Annotated in this window: 20 protein-coding genes; 16 read left to right on the top strand and 4 right to left on the bottom strand. The window is 65.3% G+C overall.

The window, feature by feature from the left end:
• Positions 1-80: 80 nt before the first annotated feature.
• Positions 81-1,514 carry an NAD-dependent succinate-semialdehyde dehydrogenase gene (locus tag VSX77_RS08510; RefSeq protein ID WP_338424178.1) on the bottom strand — a complete coding sequence of 478 codons (1,434 nt, stop codon included), beginning with the start codon at positions 1,512-1,514 and terminating at the stop codon, positions 81-83.
• 138 nt (positions 1,515-1,652) lie between these two features.
• On the bottom strand, positions 1,653-2,252 hold the full coding sequence (locus VSX77_RS08505) for a TIGR02466 family protein (RefSeq protein ID WP_338424177.1): 600 nt from the start codon (positions 2,250-2,252) through the stop codon (positions 1,653-1,655).
• A 174-nt stretch (positions 2,253-2,426) separates the two neighbouring features.
• Between VSX77_RS08505 and VSX77_RS08500 the strand changes: the two genes are divergently transcribed.
• The 7 genes from VSX77_RS08500 to VSX77_RS08470 all read left to right on the top strand — a co-directional run bounded on the left by VSX77_RS08500 (position 2,427) and on the right by VSX77_RS08470 (position 7,082).
• Entirely contained in the window at positions 2,427-3,347 is a 921-nt protein-coding gene (locus VSX77_RS08500) for an SMP-30/gluconolactonase/LRE family protein (RefSeq protein WP_338424176.1), read from the top strand.
• Between the two features lie 32 nt (positions 3,348-3,379).
• The gene (locus tag VSX77_RS08495; RefSeq protein ID WP_338424175.1) at positions 3,380-3,658 is read left to right on the top strand and encodes a type II toxin-antitoxin system Phd/YefM family antitoxin; all 279 of its coding nucleotides are present in this window, start codon (positions 3,380-3,382) and stop codon (positions 3,656-3,658) included.
• Positions 3,659-3,669: 11 nt separating this feature from the next.
• Positions 3,670-4,047 carry a type II toxin-antitoxin system VapC family toxin gene (locus tag VSX77_RS08490; RefSeq protein WP_338424174.1) on the top strand — a complete coding sequence of 126 codons (378 nt, stop codon included), beginning with the start codon at positions 3,670-3,672 and terminating at the stop codon, positions 4,045-4,047.
• A 10-nt stretch (positions 4,048-4,057) separates the two neighbouring features.
• Positions 4,058-4,747: a VIT1/CCC1 transporter family protein gene (locus tag VSX77_RS08485; protein ID WP_338424173.1), complete on the top strand. Its 690-nt coding sequence runs from the start codon at positions 4,058-4,060 to the stop codon at positions 4,745-4,747.
• 87 nt (positions 4,748-4,834) lie between these two features.
• Positions 4,835-5,938, top strand: a complete 1,104-nt coding sequence (locus VSX77_RS08480) for a DUF2855 family protein (RefSeq protein ID WP_338424172.1) — start codon at positions 4,835-4,837, stop codon at positions 5,936-5,938.
• A gap of 47 nt (positions 5,939-5,985) precedes the next feature.
• Entirely contained in the window at positions 5,986-6,375 is a 390-nt protein-coding gene (locus tag VSX77_RS08475; protein WP_338424171.1) for a hypothetical protein, read from the top strand.
• A gap of 56 nt (positions 6,376-6,431) precedes the next feature.
• Complete coding sequence (locus tag VSX77_RS08470) at positions 6,432-7,082, top strand: HAD-IA family hydrolase (protein WP_338424170.1); 651 nt, start codon at positions 6,432-6,434, stop codon at positions 7,080-7,082.
• 159 nt (positions 7,083-7,241) lie between these two features.
• Here VSX77_RS08470 and VSX77_RS08465 read toward each other — a convergent pair whose 3' ends face one another.
• A complete protein-coding gene (locus tag VSX77_RS08465; RefSeq protein WP_338424169.1) occupies positions 7,242-8,135 on the bottom strand; it encodes a LysR family transcriptional regulator in 894 nt (297 codons plus the stop codon).
• 90 nt (positions 8,136-8,225) lie between these two features.
• On the opposite strand from VSX77_RS08465, the gene VSX77_RS08460 reads away from it, so the two are divergent.
• The 6 genes from VSX77_RS08460 (at position 8,226) to VSX77_RS08435 (ending at position 13,443) form a co-directional block, all read left to right on the top strand.
• Positions 8,226-8,936 (top strand): CoA transferase subunit A, encoded by a 711-nt coding sequence (locus VSX77_RS08460; protein ID WP_338424168.1) that lies wholly within the window; start codon positions 8,226-8,228, stop codon positions 8,934-8,936.
• Positions 8,933-9,796: a 5'-nucleotidase, lipoprotein e(P4) family gene (locus VSX77_RS08455; RefSeq protein WP_338424167.1), complete on the top strand. Its 864-nt coding sequence runs from the start codon at positions 8,933-8,935 to the stop codon at positions 9,794-9,796. The genes VSX77_RS08460 and VSX77_RS08455 overlap by 4 nt, the downstream gene beginning before the upstream one ends.
• A gap of 1 nt (position 9,797) precedes the next feature.
• A complete protein-coding gene (locus VSX77_RS08450; RefSeq protein ID WP_338424166.1) occupies positions 9,798-10,442 on the top strand; it encodes a CoA transferase subunit B in 645 nt (214 codons plus the stop codon).
• A 109-nt stretch (positions 10,443-10,551) separates the two neighbouring features.
• On the top strand, positions 10,552-11,718 hold the full coding sequence (locus tag VSX77_RS08445; RefSeq protein WP_338424165.1) for a serine hydrolase domain-containing protein: 1,167 nt from the start codon (positions 10,552-10,554) through the stop codon (positions 11,716-11,718).
• 79 nt (positions 11,719-11,797) lie between these two features.
• A complete protein-coding gene (locus VSX77_RS08440; protein ID WP_338424164.1) occupies positions 11,798-12,775 on the top strand; it encodes an NAD-dependent epimerase/dehydratase family protein in 978 nt (325 codons plus the stop codon).
• Positions 12,763-13,443: a glutathione S-transferase family protein gene (locus tag VSX77_RS08435; protein ID WP_338424163.1), complete on the top strand. Its 681-nt coding sequence runs from the start codon at positions 12,763-12,765 to the stop codon at positions 13,441-13,443. The genes VSX77_RS08440 and VSX77_RS08435 overlap by 13 nt, the downstream gene beginning before the upstream one ends.
• Positions 13,444-13,526: 83 nt before the next feature.
• Here VSX77_RS08435 and VSX77_RS08430 read toward each other — a convergent pair whose 3' ends face one another.
• Positions 13,527-14,045: a sterol desaturase family protein gene (locus tag VSX77_RS08430; protein ID WP_338427243.1), complete on the bottom strand. Its 519-nt coding sequence runs from the start codon at positions 14,043-14,045 to the stop codon at positions 13,527-13,529.
• A 217-nt stretch (positions 14,046-14,262) separates the two neighbouring features.
• Here VSX77_RS08430 and leuC point away from each other — a divergent pair, with 217 nt between their 5' ends.
• From leuC to leuD, 3 genes are read left to right on the top strand one after another with little or no spacing between them, the layout of a single operon-like run.
• Positions 14,263-15,693 (top strand): 3-isopropylmalate dehydratase large subunit, encoded by a 1,431-nt coding sequence (leuC, locus tag VSX77_RS08425; RefSeq protein ID WP_338424162.1) that lies wholly within the window; start codon positions 14,263-14,265, stop codon positions 15,691-15,693.
• Positions 15,694-15,715: 22 nt separating this feature from the next.
• A complete protein-coding gene (locus tag VSX77_RS08420; RefSeq protein WP_338424161.1) occupies positions 15,716-16,564 on the top strand; it encodes an N-acyl homoserine lactonase family protein in 849 nt (282 codons plus the stop codon).
• Position 16,565: 1 nt separating this feature from the next.
• Positions 16,566-17,156, top strand: coding sequence for a 3-isopropylmalate dehydratase small subunit (leuD, locus tag VSX77_RS08415; protein WP_338424160.1), 591 nt, complete (start codon positions 16,566-16,568; stop codon positions 17,154-17,156).
• Positions 17,157-17,178 lie beyond the last annotated feature (22 nt).

Genomic DNA, 17,178 nt, shown 5'->3' with positions numbered 1-17,178 from the left:
GCCAACGTCGCGGCCCCTCCACCACTCGCTGCGCGAGCGGTCCCCCTCCCCATGCCCTGCGGGCACAGGGAGGATTTATTTCAATAAATATGCACGGCCTTGGTCACCAGATAGCCGTCCAGTCCCTCGGGTCCGCTTTCGCTCCCGAAGCCCGATTCCTTGATCCCGCCGAAAGGCATGTCGAGCGCCGAGATGACGAAGCTGTTCACCCCGACCATCCCGCTTTCGATGCTATCGACGATCCGGTTAATCCGCCGCCCATTTTCGGTGAAAGCAAAGGCGGCGAGGCCGTAAGGCAGGCGGTTCGCCTGTTCCAAGGCCTCCTCCTCGGTGCCAAACGGGCGGATCAGCGCCATCGGACCGAAAGGTTCATGGTTCATCGCGTCCGCCTCGACGGGCACGTCGGCGAGCGCGGTGGGCTGGAAGAAATAGCCCTCGCCCGTCGCTTCGCCGCCCGCGATCACGCGCGCGCCCTTCGCCTTGGCATCGGCGACGAGCGCCTCCAGAGCGGGGATGCGGCGCGCGTTGGCAAGCGGGCCCATCTGCGTGTCGACGTCGAGACCGCTGCCGATCTTTACCTTGGCCGTGCGCTCGGCAAAGCCCTTCACGAAAGCGTCGTAGATGCCTTGCTGGACGTAGAAGCGCGTCGGCGAGATGCACACCTGTCCCGCGTTGCGAAATTTCTGCCACACGACGCGATCGAGCGTCGCTTCGAGGTCGCAATCGTCGAAGATCAGTACCGGCGCATGGCCGCCGAGCTCCATCGTGATGCGCTTCACCCCGTCGGCGGCGAGCTTCATCAGATGTTTGCCGACCGCGGTCGAGCCGGTGAAGCTGACCTTGCGGATCACCGGGCTGGCGAGCAGGTGGCGGCTGATCATGTCGGGGTCGCCATAGACGAGCTGCGCGACGTCGCCGGGGATGCCCGCATCGGCGATGCAGCGCATCACCGCGCTGGTGCAGCCGGGGGTTTCCTCGGGCGCTTTCGCGATCACGACGCAGCCCGCGGCGAGCGCGGGGGCGATTTTCTTGACCATCAGATTGACGGGGAAGTTCCACGGGCTGAAGCCCGCGACGGGGCCGACCGGGTGCTTGGTGACCATCGCGCGCTGGCCCAGCGGGCGCTGGAGCACGCGCCCCTCGATGCGCTTGCCCTGTTCGGCGAAATAGTCGAACAGTCCGGCGGCCGAGAGCACCTCGCCGCGCGCTTCAGCGATCGGCTTGCCCTGTTCGAGCGTCAGCAGGGTGGCGATATGATCGACGCGCTCGCGGATCAGCCCCGCAGCCTTGTGCATCAGCGCCGCGCGCTCGTCGGGGGTCTTCGCGCGCCAGACGGGCCAGCCGCGGTCCGCCGCCGCGAGCGCTTCGTCGAGGTCGGCGGCGGTCGCCACCGGCAGTTCGGCGATGGTGCCCGCGGTCGCGGGGTTATAAACCGGCCGCTCGTCGCGCCCCTCGCCGCTCCGCCAGGCGCCGGCGATGAAGAGCTGAAGGTCGGCGTCGTAGGTGGCGGTCATTTGTAGGGCTCCGTTTTGATCCTGTCATTGCGAGGAGCAAAGCGACGCGGCAATCTCCAGCTATCAACCATAGCCAAGGTCGATAGCTGGAGATTGCTTCGCTTCGCTCGCAATGACGGAGCGCGATATAGGATCGGCTCAGCGATAGTTAAAGCTGATGCTGATCCGTTCGCCCCTGCCCGAATGCGGCATCACCTCATGCCGCAGCCAGCTTTCCCACAGGAAGACGCGGCCCGCGGCGGGCTGCGCGTAGACGAAGGGACGCAGATGTTCGGGCGCATCGTCGGTGCGCCCCGGCGCCGCCATGAGCATCGGCAGGCGCGGGTCTTCGAGCTTGAGCGCACCCGATCCCGGCGGGACGGCGACATAGAAGGTGCCCGAGACGATGGAATGCGGATGGATGTGGCCGCTGTGCGTGCCGCCGGGTTTCAGGATGTTGACCCACAGACTGTCGAGCTTGAGGGGTTTGGCGAGGTCGAAGTGGCACGCCCCCGCAAAGGCCTTCACTTGCTTGTCGAGCAGTCTCTTCAGATCGTAAAAGGCCGGGTCGCGTTCGGGCAGGTCGCCGAGGCTGGCGTAGCTGGTATAGCCTTTATAGCCATGCTCGCGGCTCCATGCCCTCCCGGCGCCATCCTCCTCGGCGAACAGGCGGCAGCTTTCCTCCAGCGCATCGAGCACGTCGTGTGTACCGATGTCGGCTTCGTAGAAAGTACTGGCGAAGAGCGTGCGAACGGGCATGATGGCCGCAAAGCACAGCGGATAGCGAAGAGCAAGCGAGACGCACCCCTTCGTCATCCCGGACTTGATCCGGGATCCCGCTTTTCGAGGCGTCGACCGGCTTCGAATTCAAGCGGGACCCCGGATCAAGCCCGGGGTGACGGGGTAGGTATAAGCGAGGGAAGAGGAGAGGATATGGCCGAGTTTGAACTGATCGCCGACGGATTGCGCTTTCCCGAAGCGCCGGTGGTGATGGACGACGGCAGCGTCATCGTCACCGAAATCGCCGCAGGGCGGATCACGCGCTGTTGGCCCGGCGGGCGCAAGGAGGTGATCGCGACCCCCGGCGGCGGCCCCAACGGCCTCGCCTTCGGCCCCGACGGCAAACTCTATTGCTGCAACAATGGCGGTTTCGAATATGTCGAATCGAACGGCTATCTGGCGCCGCATGGCATCGCCGACGATTATTCGGGCGGGCGGATCGAGCGCATCGACATCGAGACGGGCGCGGTCGAAACTCTCTACCAATCGGGTGACCATGGCGTGAGCCTGCGCGGACCCAACGACCTGATGTTCGACGGCCATGGCGGCTTCTGGTTCACCGACCATGGCAAGGTCGATTATGCCAAGCGCTGCCACGACATCGTCGGCATCTTCTATGCCAAGGCCGACGGCAGTTTCATCGAGGAAGTGATCTTCCCGAGCTATAACCCCAACGGTATCGGCCTTTCGCCCGACGGGAGCAGGCTTTATGCCGCCGAAACCTACACCTGCCGCCTGACCCAGTTCAACATCGTCGCGCCGGGCAAGGTCGACGATGCGGCGGGGCCGGGCGGCCCGGGCATTCCGCTTTATCGCCCCGCGGGCTATAAATTCTTCGACAGCCTCGCGATGGAGGCGAACGGCAATATCGCCGTCGCGACGATCGGCGAATGCGGGATCAGCGTCGTGTCGCCCGCGGGCGAGCTGGTCGAATTCGTCGCGACCGACGATATTTTCACGACCAACATCGCCTTTGGCGGTCCCGACCGGCAGGACGCCTATATCACCCTGTCGGGGACGGGGCGGCTGGTGAAGACGCGCTGGGCCCGGCCGGGATTGCAGCTGCAATATTGACTTAGCTAATCGGCTTAGCTAAATTTCCTGCTATGACTATCGTCACCATCCATGAAGCCAAGACGCACTTGTCGCGCCTGATCGCCCGCGTCCTCGCGGGAGAAGAGGTGACGATCGCGCGCGGCAAGGAACCGGTGGTGAAGCTGATGCCGGTGAAGGATGTGGTGAAGCCAAAGCGGCAACTCGGCCGTCTTGCGCACATGATCCCACCGGGCAAGGATCCCCTGGAAGATGGGTTCTGGGATCCGCTGCCCGAAGAAGATCTCGCGTTGTGGAATTGCGACGCCGACGACCCTGACGACAAGCTGTGAGCGAGGGATATTTGCTCGATACCCACAGCTTGTTGTGGGCCACCTACTCACCGGACGTGCTGCCGTCCCGGGTCAAGAACCTCCTGCAACAACGAGATGCGCCGATCTATGCATCGGCGATTTCAGCCTTTGAAATCGCACAGAAACATCGCGTCGGAAAACTCGATTTTGCACGAGCCCATGCACTCGAATTCTCCGACGAAATCGCCAAAGACGATTTCGAATCCTTGCCGCTGACAGCCGACCACGCCCGGCTGGCGGGCGCGTTGCAGATACCGCACCGCGATCCTTTTGACCGCATGCTGATCGCGCAGGCGCAAATCGAAGAGTTGACGTTGATTTCGAACGAAGCGCTGTTCGACCAATTCGGCGTCATCCGTTTCTGGTAGGGAGTTGGTCGTGCACGAGGAAACGCATAGCGTCACGCGGATCAGCTGGCTGCGCGCCGCGATCCTGGGGGCAAATGACGGCATCGTATCGACCGCCAGTCTGATCGCCGGCGTGGCGGCGGCCGGCGCGTCGCAGGCGTCGATCCTGATCACCGGCAGCGCCGGGCTGGTCGCGGGCGCGATGTCGATGGCGGCGGGCGAATATGTTTCGGTCAGCTCGCAGGGCGACGCCGAAAAGGCCGATGTCGAGCTGGAGAAGCGCCACCTTGCCGCCGATCCCGAGTTCGAGCTGGAAGAGCTGACGCAAATCTATGAGGCGCGCGGGCTCGACCGGCCGCTCGCCGAACAGGTTGCGGTGCAATTGACCGCACACGACGCGCTCGACACGCATTTGCGCGACGAGCTAGGGATGAGCGCGGTGACCGCGGCGCGGCCGATCCAGGCGGCAGCCGCATCGGCGGCGAGCTTTTCGGTCGGCGCGGCGCTGCCGCTCGCGACAGTGCTGCTCGACCGCGGTTCATCGCTGCCCTGGACGGTGTCGGCGGCGTCGCTCGTCTTCCTTGCGATACTCGGCGCGCTGGGCGCGTGGGCGGGGCAGGCGCCGATGGTGCGCGCGGTCGTCCGCGTGACCTTTTGGGGCGCCTTTGCAATGGCGGCGACGATCGCGATCGGATCGCTGATGGGCACGACAGTGGGTTGAGGCCAGCTGCGATTGCCAGCGGCGCCCCCATCTGTATGACTGGCGACCGGCCCGCGCCCGTGGGCAAATCTATCGGAGGGGTCCGAAATGAGCTCAACGAGCTGGGCGATCGACATCGATCGCGATGATATTACGCAAGCCCGATTGGTCGAGGAAACGGCCGCGCCGCTCGCGCCGGGTCAGGTGCGCGTGCATCTGGACAGCTATGCGATGACTGCGAACAACATCACCTATGCCGTGTTCGGAAAGCCTGCGGGCCTGTTCGGCAACGACCAGGGCTATTGGGATTTCTTTTCGGAGCCCGGCGGCCCCGGCCGCCTGCCGGTGTGGGGGTTCGCGACGGTGACCGAAAGCGCGGCCGAGGGCGTCGCGGTCGGCGACCGCCTCTATGGCTATTATCCGATGGCGAGCGACGCGGTGCTGACCGTGGGCAAGGCCGGGCCCGGTGGTTTCATCGACGTAACGCCGCGCCGCACCACCCTGCCCCCCATCTATAACCAGTATCAGCGGATCGCGGCGCTGCCCGACTATCGCGCCGCCGACCATGATTATTGGCCGGTGTTCCGCCCGCTGTTCCTGACCGGCTGGCTGATCGCCGACCAGTTCGAGGACGAGGGCGATTATGGCGTCCAGCAAATTTTGATCGCCAGCGCGTCGAGCAAGACTGCGGTCGGACTCGGCTTTTCGCTCAAGCGGCGCGCCGACCGGCCCGAGACGATCGGTCTGACCAGCGCGGCCAATGTCGATGCACTCGCGGCGCAAGGCATCTACGACCGCGTCATCAGCTATGACCAGATCATGACATTGAACGCTGCAACGCCCGCGGCGCTGGTCGACATGGCCGGCAACGGCGCGGTGACGCGCGTCGTGCACAGCCATTTCGGAAACAACCTCAAGGCCTCAATCGTCGTCGGCAAATCGCATTGGGATGCGCAGGCCGACGTCGAGGGACTGCCCGGTCCCCAGCGGCAGGGCTTTTTCGCGCCCGGACGCAGCCAGAAGCGCATCGCCGACTGGGGCGGCGCGGCGTTCGGGGAGAAGATCGCCGAAGCATGGCTCGCCTTCATGGACGTTGCGCCGCGGCTGACTTCGGTCGATAAGCGCAGCGGCGGCGACGCGGCGCTTGCCGCCTATCGGGAAATGCTCGCAGGACGGACCGACCCCAAAAAAGGGATCGTTATCGTTCCATAAGGGTCGCACAGGGCAGTCCGTTTCCCCGCCGCACGAAAGGATCGATGATGCTGCGTTCCCTTGTTGCTGCCATGACCATCGCGCTGTCGCTGCCTGCCGGCGGCGTACTTGCCGAAACGCCGAAGGCGGCTGCGGCACGCAAGGCCGACCTCGCCGACCGCGTCGCGGGCACTTACAAGGGCGACGTTATTTCCGATGCGCGCGGCGCTTCGAAAAGCGGGGTCACGATCACCGTGACGCGAACGGGGCCGAACACGGTCGAGATCAAGTCGGACTATTCGCGCCTCCCGACCGTCACCATCGCGCTCGAAAAGGCGATGGACGCGATCCTTGCGGCGAGCGGGCCGTCGGTATTCCTTCTCGATACCGTGCGCTCGCCCGACCGGCTCGACCTGACGATCGAGGATGCGAGCTGGTCGGGCACGCGCGTGAAATAGCTTCGGGCGCGCAGGGTCTGATTGACGTTAACGTCAATCTGCGCTCTAGCCGCGGCATGTCTCGATACACGCATGTCATCTTCGATTTCGGCGGCGTTATCACCGCCTCGCCCTTCGAAGCCTTCAACCGGCTGGAGGAGGAGCGCGGGCTGCCGCGCGATTTCATTCGCCGCGTCAACGCCGCAGACCCCGACGGCAATGCCTGGGCCCGTTTCGAGCGCGCCGAGATCGACGCGGCGGCGTTCGACAGCCTGTTCGCGGCCGAGGCGCGCGCGATGGGGCATGAACTGGAGGGCGAGGCGGTGCTGGCGGTGCTCGCGGGCGCAGTGCGTCCGGCGATGGTCGCGGCGCTCGATACGCTGAAGGCGCGCGACTTTGGCATTGCCTGCATCACCAACAATGTGCCGTCGGGCAAAGGCGCCGGGATGGCGCGCAGCGAAGACCTTGCCGCCGAGGTCGCGGCGATCATGGCGCGGTTCGACCATGTCATCGAATCGAGCAAGGTCGGCGTGCGCAAACCCGACCCGCGAATCTATGAAATGATGTGCGAGGCTCTGGGGGCGGAGCCCGCGACCTGCATCTATCTCGACGACCTCGGCATCAATTGCAAACCGGCGAGCCAGCTGGGGATGCACGCGATCAAGGTGACGAGCGGCGAACAGGCGCTCGCCGACCTGTCGGCGATGCTGGGGGTGGAATTGCCCTGAATTGGCGGCCCTTTTTTTGATAGCGGTCATTCCAGTTGACCGTCGCCCCCGCGAAGGCGGGGGCCGCCTTCGGCCTTTTCCCGCGTCGCTACGTAAACCGACAGCGGCCCCCGCCTTCGCGGGGGCGACGACATTTTCTGGTCGGTAGGGGCCGTTCGGTCAAACCGCCGCTTTGGCGAGGTCCAGCTTGGCTGCGCGCTCGAAAATCTGTGTCAGTAGCGGCTCGGTATCGGCGACGCGCATCGCCACGTGGAAAGCGACGGGCGCCAGTGCAGGCATGGCGGCGATTTCGACGAGCGCACCAGCCGAGATCTCACCGCGCACCATCGGCCGGGGGAAAATGCCGATGCCGCCGCCCGCCTTTGCGATGTCGATCATCGTGCGCGCATTGTTGCAGAGGTTCAGGGATTTTTGCGCGATGCGCGACGCGGCGATCGCCTCGCGCATCCGGCCGTGGATCGGCGAATGGCTGGCGAGCGACCAGACGGGCAAGCCGGCATCGCCGCCCGCAAATGCCGACGCCACCGCGGGGCTGGCAAGCCACACCAGTTCGACCTCGCCGATCGGGCGCGTCTTGAGTGCCGGGTGCGCGATCGGCCCCGCGGCAAAGGCGATGTCGGTGCGGCCCGTGAGCAGCTGCTGGATCAGGTTGGCGGTGAGGTCGATCTCGATTTCCAGCGCAACCTGGGGCATGTCGCCCTTGAGCCGCGCGACAAAGGCGGGCAGGCAGCTGGCCGCCGCAATCTCACCCGCGCCGATGCGCACGACACCGCTTGCCTCGGCAAAGCCGCCGCTGCCGAGCAGTGCGAGCTGCATGTCGCGCAGCAGCGGATCGCAATCGCGCACCAGCTTGCGTCCGGCAGCCGTGAGCGACATCGCCCGCCCGTCGCGGCGAAAGAGCGGCGTTCCCAATCTTTGTTCAAGCTCGCGCATCCGCGCCGATACCGTCGGCTGCGTCGTGTTGAGCCGCTCGGCGGCGGCGGAAAAGGTACCGAGCCGGTCGATCCAGAGCAGGGTTTCGAGATGATAGAGCGCGACGCGATTAATAGACATTATTTATCCATAATCCAAAAATCGAACAATTAGAATTGATGGATCAAATGCGCCAAGGTCGCGCGCGACACGATTCAGGAGAGCCGTCCCATGGGGAAGAAGCAATATCCCGACGCCGCCGCCGCCCTCGACGGCCTGCTGTTTGACGGAATGCAGATTTGCGCGGGGGGCTTTGGCCTGTGCGGCATCCCCGAACGGCTGATCGACGCGATCCGCGATGCGGGGGTCAAGGATCTGACCATCGCGAGCAACAATGCCGGGATCGACGGCGAAGGCCTCGGCAAGCTGCTCCGCACCAAGCAGGTCAAGAAGATGATCTCCTCCTACGTCGGTGAGAATAAGGAGTTCGAACGGCAATATCTGGCGGGCGAGCTTGAGGTCGAGTTCTGCCCGCAGGGCACGCTTGCCGAGCGCTGCCGCGCGGGCGGCGCAGGCATTCCGGGCTTCTATACCAAGACCGGCGTCGGAACGCTGGTTGCCGAGGGCAAGGAAGTGAAGAGCTTCGACGGGCAGGATTATATCCTGGAGCGCGGCATCTTTGCCGACCTCGCGATCATCAAGGGGTGGAAGGCCGACGAGAGCGGCAATCTGATCTTCCGCAAGACCGCGCGCAATTTCAACCAGCCGATGGCGACCGCGGCGAAAATCTGCGTCGCCGAGGTCGAGGAAATCGTGCCCACCGGCAGCCTCGATCCCGACTGTATCCACCTGCCCGGCATCTATGTGAAGCGGATGATCGTCGGCGCCCCTTACGACAAGAAGATCGAATTCCGCACGGTGCGCCCGCGCGAGGCCGCGTGAAACGCGCGCTGGCCCTGACCATCGGCCTGCTCCTGGCGGGCTGCGCGAACCCCGGTGGGATGGCGTCGGCGCCGCCCGCTCCTGTCGAGCCGGCCAAGCCGCCGGTCGCGCTGCAATATCTCTATGGCTCGGCCGAGGCCGCCGTTGCGGTACGCCGGGTCAATGCGCGCATCGCCGATTATGGCGTGTGGCGAATCAAGGAGCGGCCGACGGACAGTGTCGTCCTGGCGCCCGGCGCGTCGATGGACGCGCCGACGTTTGAGCCGTGCGGGGACAAGCCCTTTGCCGCGGTGTTCGATGCTGACGAAACGCTGATCTGGAACGTGGGGTCGATGCGCTGGTTTGCCGAGCAGGGCATCGCCTTTGATTCCAAGATCTGGGACCAGTGGGAAAAGAGTGGCGCGGGCAAGGCGGTTGCCATGCCGGGGACCGCCGACATGCTGGCCAAGCTGCGCGCCGCCGGGATCACAGTCGTCGCCAACACCAACCGCACCGCCGCCAATGCAAAGGGCAGCGAGGATACGCTGCGCGCCGCCGGCCTTGGCGAGTTCAGGCATGGCGAGACATTGTTCCTGATGGGCGACGACGCAAGCGGGTCGAGCAAGGACGCGCGCCGCGCGGCGATTGCGTCGAAATATTGCGTGATTCTGATGGCGGGTGATCAGCTTGGCGACTTCAGTCAGCAGTTCAACGACAAGGCGCTGCCTGCCGCCCGCCGCATGGCACTCGCCACCGGCCCTGCGGCGACCGCGCTGTGGGACCGCGGCTGGTTCCTTTTTCCCAACCCCGTTTATGGTCCGTGGGACCGGCTGGGCTGGGACGAAACCTTCCCCTCCGACACCAAATGGGAGCCGAAATAATATGCCCTGGACCCGCGACGATATGGCGGCGCGCGCCGCAAAGGAACTGCAGGACGGCTATTACGTCAACCTCGGCATCGGCATCCCGACGCTGGTGGCGAACCACATCCCTGCGGGGATGACGGTGACGCTGCAAAGCGAGAACGGGATGCTCGGCATTGGACCCTTCCCGCTGGAGGGCGAAGAAGACCCCGACCTGATCAACGCAGGCAAACAGACGATCAGCGAGCTGCCGCAATCGGCCTATTTCTCTTCGGCCGACAGTTTTGCGATGATCCGCGGCGGGCATATCGACCTCACTGTGCTGGGCGCGATGGAGGTCGCCGAAAATGGCGATATCGCCAACTGGATGATCCCCGGCAAGATGATCAAGGGCATGGGCGGCGCGATGGATCTGGTCGCGGGGGTCAAGAAGATCATCGTCGTGATGGAGCATAATGCCAAGGACGGCGGCCCGAAGTTCATTCCCGAATGCACGCTGCCGCTGACCGGCAAGAATGTCGTCGACATGATCATTACCGACCTGGCGGTGTTCCGGCGCGACGATCATGACAGCCCGTTCAAGCTGATCGAGCTTGCACCGGGGGTGACGGCGGAGGAAGTCGCCGCTAAGACGACGGCCAATTATGAGGTCGCCATCCAATAAAAGGTCGATAAAGCGGGTCCTGGCCTGCCTTGTCGCGGGTATCGCACTGGGACTTGCCGGCTGGTTCGGGGTCCATGCTCTCGGAGGCGGGGGCCGCTCGCTCGCGAGCGTGGAAATTCCGTTCAAACCGGCCGAAAACCTGCCCGATACGCCCGGCGAATGGCGCGGACGAATCGACTATCGCGCATTCGACCAGCAGCTCGCTGCGATGGCGGCGCGGCCCGAAATGGCGGGGCTGGCGGTCGCGGTCGTCGAGGACGGCGAATTGCGCTTCGTCCGCACCTATGGCGTCGCCGACAAGGACACGGGCGCGCCGGTTACCCTGCAAACATTGTTCCGTTGGGCCTCGGTTTCGAAGACCGCGGCCGGCACGCTGGCCGCCGCGCTGGCGAACGGCGGCGCCCTCGACCTTGATTCGCCGGTCGCACGGTGGGGAACCTCGCTGCGGCTGCCCGGGGGTGCCGAGGAGCGGGTGACGCTGGAGGATGTGCTCGCCCAGCGCACCGGCCTTACCAAGCACGCCTATGACGAGAAGCTGGAAGAGGGGCGGAGTCCGCGCGTGCTGCGCGCGAGCCTGGCGCTGGCGCCGCTGCAGTGCGAGCCCGGTACCTGCCATACCTATCAGAACATCGCCTTCGACGTGGCGAGCGAGATATTGGCGCGGGCCGCGAACGAGCCGTTCGCCAATGCAGTGGAGGATCGCTTCTTCCGGCCGCTGGGGATGGCGAGCGCGGGTTACGGAATGGCGCATCTGACGAGCGCGAAGGATTGGGCGCGGCCGCACCGCGGCGCGCAGGTCCGCCCGCTCAGCGAAGCCTATTGGCGCGTTCCGGCCGCGGCGGGGGTGGAGAGCGACATCGTCGATTTCGCCAAATGGATGCAGGCGATGATGGGCACGCGCCCCGATGTTTTGCCCGCGGCCGTGTTGCAGCTCGCGCATCATCCGCGCGTCCGCACCCAAAGCCTTTATGGCAGCAAATTGCGGCAAGCGAACAGCGACGCATCCTACGCGCTCGGCTGGCGCAACTTCACCTATGACGGGCGCCGACTTGCCGGCCATTCGGGCGCGGTGTCGGGGTATCGCGCGACGATGATCTTCGAACCCGCGACGCGGACGGGCGTCGTCGCGCTGTGGAACAGCGACTGGGGCTTTCCTTTCCGCATCCCGTTCGCGGCGATCGACAGCTATCACGGGCGCACCGATACGCAGTGGCTCGACCTTGGCGAGCTGCCGCCAGCGAGGGGCAACGCAGCGGGGCCGGAGCGAGCACGGTGACACCGGCAAAACAAGGGCACTTGCCGCTCGATCCGTCCCCTAAGTATCAGGCGTCCGCCCGGCCGGAGGAGAATCCAATATGCGCGTTTTGCTGACCGGATCGTCGGGCTGGCTAGGTCGTTATCTGGCCCCCCTGCTGGCCGAAAACGGCCATCGGGTGACCGGACTAGACGTCGTCCCCGGCGTGCATACCGACGTCGTCGGCACCGTCGCCGACCGCGCGCTGATCGAGCGGACGATGGGCGAGCATGGGACCGACGCCATCATCCATGGCGGCGCGCTGCACAAGCCCGACATCGTGCGCTATCCGCGGCAAGCCTTCATCGACGTCAACGTGACCGGCACACTCAACCTGATCGAAGCCGCGGTTGCCGCGGGGAACGACCGTTTCCTGTTCACCTCGACCACCTCGCTGATGGTGCGCGCCGATGTCCGCGCGGGCGCGGGCGAGCGCGGCGCATGGTGGATGGACGAGGATTTCGCGCCCCTGGAACCGCGCAATATCTATGGCATCACCAAGCTTGCCGCCGAGCAGGTGGTGAAGCTGGCCCACCGCGAGCATGGCATCAACGTGGAGATCCTGCGCACGGGGCGCTTCTTTCCCGAGGACGACGATACGCACGTCGTGCCGAGCGGACCGAACCTGAAAGCGAATGAATTGCTCCACCGCCGCCTGACGGTCGAGGATGCCGCCGCGGCGCATCTCGCCGCGCTGGAGGCGGCGCCCGCGATCGGCTGCGATACCTTCATCCTGTCCGCGCCGCCGCCCTTTGTGCGCGGCGATGCCGAGGAATTGGCGCGCGACGCCCGCGCTGTGATCGCGCGCCACTATCCCGATGCCGCCGAGCTTTATGCCGCCGCGGGCTGGGTGCTGCCCGAGACGATCGGCCGCGTATACGACCCGTCGCGCGCCGAGCGCCGCTTCGGCTGGCGGGCAAAGAGCGACTTCGGCAGCGTGCTCGCGGCACTGCGCGACGGCGCGCCGATGCCCTTTGCGCACGACCCCGATTACACCTCCCCCATCCTGGCCCAGGAGCGCGAAGCATGTACGAGCTGATCACCGCCAACCGCAATTATTCGAGCTGGTCGCTGCGCCCGTGGATATTGATGAAGGGACTGGACATCGCGTTTCGGGACCGCATCGAGCCCTTTACCAAGCCGAGCAATTACGAGGAGTTCCGCGCCTTTTCGCCGACCGGGCAAGTGCCCGTGCTGCTGCACGAGGGCCGGACGATCCACGATTCGCTGGGCATCGCGCTTTACCTTGCCGACCGGCACGACGGAGTATGGCCGACCGATCCCGACGCGCGCGCCTGGGCGGTCTGCGCCGCGTGCGAGATGCACGGCGGCTTTGCCGCGCTGCGCAACGATTGCACGATGAACATCGGGGTGCGCGTGACGCCGAAGCCGATGTCGGACGCCCTTAAAGCCAACGTCGCACGCCTCCGCGAATTGTTCGAGGAGGGACTGGCGCGCTTTGGCGGCCCGTGGCTCGCGGGCGCAAATTTCTCCGCGGTCGACGCCTTTTTCGCCCCCGTCGCGTTCCGCATCCGCACCTATGGCCTCGACGTCGGCGCCGGGCAGGCGTGGGTCGATCATATGTTGGCGCATCCGGCGATGCTGGAATGGGAGCGGCAGGCGCTCGCCGAAGGGTGGCGCGAGGAAGGCCATGAGGCTGAGTTGGCGGCGGCCGGAGTAATTACGGCGGATTATCGGGCGGCTTGAACATACGTCGCCCCCGCGAAGGCGGGGGCCGCTGGGAATCCGTGCTACGCCGATAGCGGCCCCCGCCTTCGCGGGGGCGACGACTAATCCGTCAAAGCCTCGCGTACCACCGCGATCCCCGCCTCGCGCTGCGCCTTCAGTTCGGCCTTCAGCTTCGCCGGATCGCGCGCAAAGACGAAACCGAAGCTCACCCCGCCCTCCTTGCCGATCGTCGCATGGTGAAGCTTGTGCGCCTGCACGAGCCGCTTGGCATAGCCGCGCCGCGGCACCCAGCGGAAATAGCGCTGGTGGACGAGCCCGTCGTGCACGAGCGTATAGATGATGCCGTAGAGGAGGATGCCGAGCCCGATCCACGTACCCGGCTCCCATGCCGCGGCGCCCATGATGATCGGGCTGCCGACCGCGAAGGCCGAAATACTCATCGCCGCGCCGAACAGCGCGAACAGGTCGTTCTTTTCCAGCGCCTGGTCGTGCGGTTCGTGATGGTCGCGGTGCCACGCCCAGCCGAAGCCGTGCATGATATATTTGTGAGACGCCCAGGCGACAAATTCCATCGCGATAACGGTGGCAAGGACGACAGCGAGGATGGCGGGGAGCGACATGGATTTATTATAGGCGTGTTCAGCGCCCAATGCACCTATCCTCGTCATCCCGGCGAAGGCCGGAATCCCGCCGGTGCGTCATATCGATAGGGTCAGATCCCGGCCTTCGCCGGGATGACGGGAAAAAGGGCTCTCGATCATTGCCGCAACGACCGAAAATTGCGTTTTCGTTCGCCACTCGCTTGCAAAGTTAGGCAGGCCGCGTAAGTGAACCCGCATGACTCGGCCCCGCACGCTTTACGAAAAAATTTGGGACGCGCACATCGTCGAACGGCGTGCCGACGGCACCTGCCTGATCTTCATCGACCGCCACCTTGTCCACGAAGTCACCAGCCCGCAGGCGTTCGCCGGGCTTCGCGCGAGTGGCCGCACGGTGCGCCGCCCCGACCTGACGCTGGCGGTGCCCGACCATAATGTGCCGACGACGCCGCGCAAGGATGCGGCGGGCAACCGGCTGCCCATCATCGACCCCGAAAGCGCGGCGCAATTGGCGGCACTCGAAAAAAATGCCCCCGAGTTCGGTATTCGCTACATCGACGCGGTCGCACCCGAACAGGGCATCGTGCATGTCGTCGGCCCCGAACAGGGGTTCTCGCTGCCCGGCGCGACGATCGTCTGCGGCGACAGCCACACGGCGTGCCACGGCGGCATCGGTGCGCTCGCCTTCGGCATCGGGACGAGTGAGGTCGAGCATGTGCTCGCGACGCAGACGCTGCTGCTCCAGCCCGCAAAGACGATGGAAGTGCGCGTCGAGGGCGACGTCGGCCCCGGCGTCAGCGCGAAGGACATCATCCTCCACATCACCGGCGTCATCGGCGCCGCGGGCGGCACCGGCCATGTCATCGAATACACCGGCAGCGCGATCCGCGCGCTCAGCATCGAGGGACGGCTGACGATCAGCAATATGGCGATCGAGGGCGGTGCGCGCGCCGGGCTGATCGCGCCCGACGAGACGACCTTCGCCTATCTGAAAGGCCGCCCCTATGCGCCGAAGGGCGCCGACTGGGACGCCGCGGTCGAATATTGGCGGAGCCTCGCCACCGATCCGGGCGCGGTGTACGACAAGACAGTCGTGATCGACGCCGCCGACATCGCGCCGAGCGTGACCTGGGGCACCAGTCCCGAGGATGTCGTGCCGATCACCGGTACGGTGCCCGACCCCGCAAGCTTCGCCGACCCATCGAAACAGGCCGCCGCCGCCAAGAGCCTGGCCTATATGGGGCTGGAACCCGGGACGCGGATGCAGGATGTGCCGGTCGAAAATATCTTCATCGGCAGCTGCACCAACAGCCGGATCGAGGATATGCGCGCCGCAGCGGCGGTGCTGAAGGGCCGCACGAAGGCGCCGAACGTCAAATGGGCGATCGTCGTCCCCGGGTCGGGGCTGGTGAAAGCGCAGGCCGAGGCCGAGGGGCTCGATCGCATCTTCATCGACGCAGGCCTCGAATGGCGCGAGCCGGGCTGTTCGGCGTGCCTGGCGATGAACCCCGACAAGGTGCCCGCGGGCGAGCGCTGCGCATCGACGAGCAACCGTAATTTCGTCGGCCGCCAGGGTCCGGGCGCGCGCACCCACCTTGTCAGCCCCGCAATGGCGGCGGCGGCGGCGGTGACCGGCAAGCTGACCGACGTCCGGGAATTGATCGATTAAACAACAACAGGAGCAAAATGGCATGATCCGGAAAGCTATGGCATCGATCGCGGCGGCGCTGGTGTTGGCCGCACCTGCGCTTGCGCAGGACAAGCCCACCGATGCGAAGCTCAACCTCACCCGGCTCGATTGCGGGTCGGTGCGCGTCAACCGGCTCAACGCCTTTTCTGATACGCAGGCCTATCCGGGGCAAAGCCGCGATTTGACCGTCGGCTGCTACCTGATCCGCCACGGCGACCAGTTGATGCTGTGGGATGCCGGCCTGCCGGGTGCGCTGAAGGGCGCAGCGTTCAAAGCGGACGGCGACATGTCGGCAACGGTGCGCAAAAGCGTGGTCGAGCAGCTCGCCGAGCTGGGCATCAAGCCCGAGGACATCGACGTCGTCGGCATCAGCCACTTGCATTTCGACCATATCGGCCAGCTGGCCGATTTCCCGGCCGCGAAACTTCATATCGGCAAAGGTGACTGGGATCTCGTGTCGCAAAGCGAACCGCCAAGCTATATCAATCCGAAGCCCTTCGCCCGCTGGATAAGCGGCGGCGGCACGGTCGAACCCGTGGCGCGCGACAAGGATATTTTCGGCGACGGCCGCGTCGTGATGCTCGACATGCCGGGGCATACGCCGGGGCACCACACGCTGCTCGTGCGGCTCGCGGGCATGGGGCCGGTCCTGCTCAGCGGCGATCAGGCGCATTTTCAGGAAAATTACGACAGCAACGGCGTCCCGGAGTTCAATACCGACCGCGCGCAGACGCTCGCCTCGTTCGACCGGTTCAAGGCGCTGGCAAAAAATCTCGGCGCGACGGTCATCATCCAGCACGAGTCGCGCGACATCGCCAAGCTGCCGCCCTTTCCCAAGGCGGCCGAATGACATGACGCCGCTCAATCAGGTCGAGGGCCGCGCGATTCCGCTGGGCCTGAAAAATGTCGATACCGACGTCATCATCCCCGCGCACTGGCTGAAAACCACGACGCGCGAGGGGATGGGACGCGGTGCGTTCGAAAGCCTGCGCACCGATCCCGACAATCTGTTCGACCGGCCCGAATATAAAGGCGCACCGATCCTGATCGCGGGCGACAATTTCGGATGCGGATCGAGCCGCGAACATGCGGCATGGGCGCTGGGCGATCTGGGCATCCGCGTCGTGATTGCGCCCAGCTATTCGGACATTTTTTCAGGCAATGCGGTGAAGAACGGCATCTTGCCCGTCGTCTTGCCGCAAGCGGCGATCGACCGGCTGATCGAAGTCGCGGCAACCGATCCGGTTTCGATCGACCTGGAGCATCAGACGGTGACGACGCCATTTCAGGACCGCTTCACCTTTGAAATCGACCCGTTCCGCAAGATGTGCCTGCTCGAAGGGCTCGACGAGATTTCGCTGACCGAAAAGAGCGATGCGGCGATCGGTGCCTATGAAGACAGGCTCGACGCCGAGCGTCCGTGGATGCGTCCGGCGGCGTGAGATAAAGGCACCGGCCCGATCC

Source organism: Sphingopyxis sp. TUF1, assembly GCF_036687315.1.
Classification (GTDB): domain Bacteria; phylum Pseudomonadota; class Alphaproteobacteria; order Sphingomonadales; family Sphingomonadaceae; genus Sphingopyxis; species Sphingopyxis kveilinensis.
This window is presented reverse-complemented; position numbering and strand designations above follow the sequence as displayed.

Excerpts from the sequence above, each read along its gene's own strand:
- leuD (WP_338424160.1), top strand. The coding sequence starts at position 16,566 with ATGACGCCGCTCAATCAGGTCGAGGGCCGCGCGATTCCGCTGGGCCTG.
- VSX77_RS08420 (WP_338424161.1), top strand. The coding sequence starts at position 15,716 with ATGATCCGGAAAGCTATGGCATCGATCGCGGCGGCGCTGGTGTTGGCC.
- VSX77_RS08460 (WP_338424168.1), top strand. The coding sequence starts at position 8,226 with ATGGGGAAGAAGCAATATCCCGACGCCGCCGCCGCCCTCGACGGCCTG.
- VSX77_RS08440 (WP_338424164.1), top strand. The coding sequence starts at position 11,798 with ATGCGCGTTTTGCTGACCGGATCGTCGGGCTGGCTAGGTCGTTATCTG.
- VSX77_RS08465 (WP_338424169.1), bottom strand. The coding sequence starts at position 8,135 with ATGTCTATTAATCGCGTCGCGCTCTATCATCTCGAAACCCTGCTCTGG.
- VSX77_RS08430 (WP_338427243.1), bottom strand. The coding sequence starts at position 14,045 with ATGTCGCTCCCCGCCATCCTCGCTGTCGTCCTTGCCACCGTTATCGCG.
- VSX77_RS08435 (WP_338424163.1), top strand. The coding sequence starts at position 12,763 with ATGTACGAGCTGATCACCGCCAACCGCAATTATTCGAGCTGGTCGCTG.
- leuC (WP_338424162.1), top strand. The coding sequence starts at position 14,263 with ATGACTCGGCCCCGCACGCTTTACGAAAAAATTTGGGACGCGCACATC.
- VSX77_RS08480 (WP_338424172.1), top strand. The coding sequence starts at position 4,835 with ATGAGCTCAACGAGCTGGGCGATCGACATCGATCGCGATGATATTACG.
- VSX77_RS08450 (WP_338424166.1), top strand. The coding sequence starts at position 9,798 with ATGCCCTGGACCCGCGACGATATGGCGGCGCGCGCCGCAAAGGAACTG.
- VSX77_RS08475 (WP_338424171.1), top strand. The coding sequence starts at position 5,986 with ATGCTGCGTTCCCTTGTTGCTGCCATGACCATCGCGCTGTCGCTGCCT.
- VSX77_RS08470 (WP_338424170.1), top strand. The coding sequence starts at position 6,432 with ATGTCTCGATACACGCATGTCATCTTCGATTTCGGCGGCGTTATCACC.
- VSX77_RS08505 (WP_338424177.1), bottom strand. The coding sequence starts at position 2,252 with ATGCCCGTTCGCACGCTCTTCGCCAGTACTTTCTACGAAGCCGACATC.
- VSX77_RS08500 (WP_338424176.1), top strand. The coding sequence starts at position 2,427 with ATGGCCGAGTTTGAACTGATCGCCGACGGATTGCGCTTTCCCGAAGCG.
- VSX77_RS08510 (WP_338424178.1), bottom strand. The coding sequence starts at position 1,514 with ATGACCGCCACCTACGACGCCGACCTTCAGCTCTTCATCGCCGGCGCC.
- VSX77_RS08495 (WP_338424175.1), top strand. The coding sequence starts at position 3,380 with ATGACTATCGTCACCATCCATGAAGCCAAGACGCACTTGTCGCGCCTG.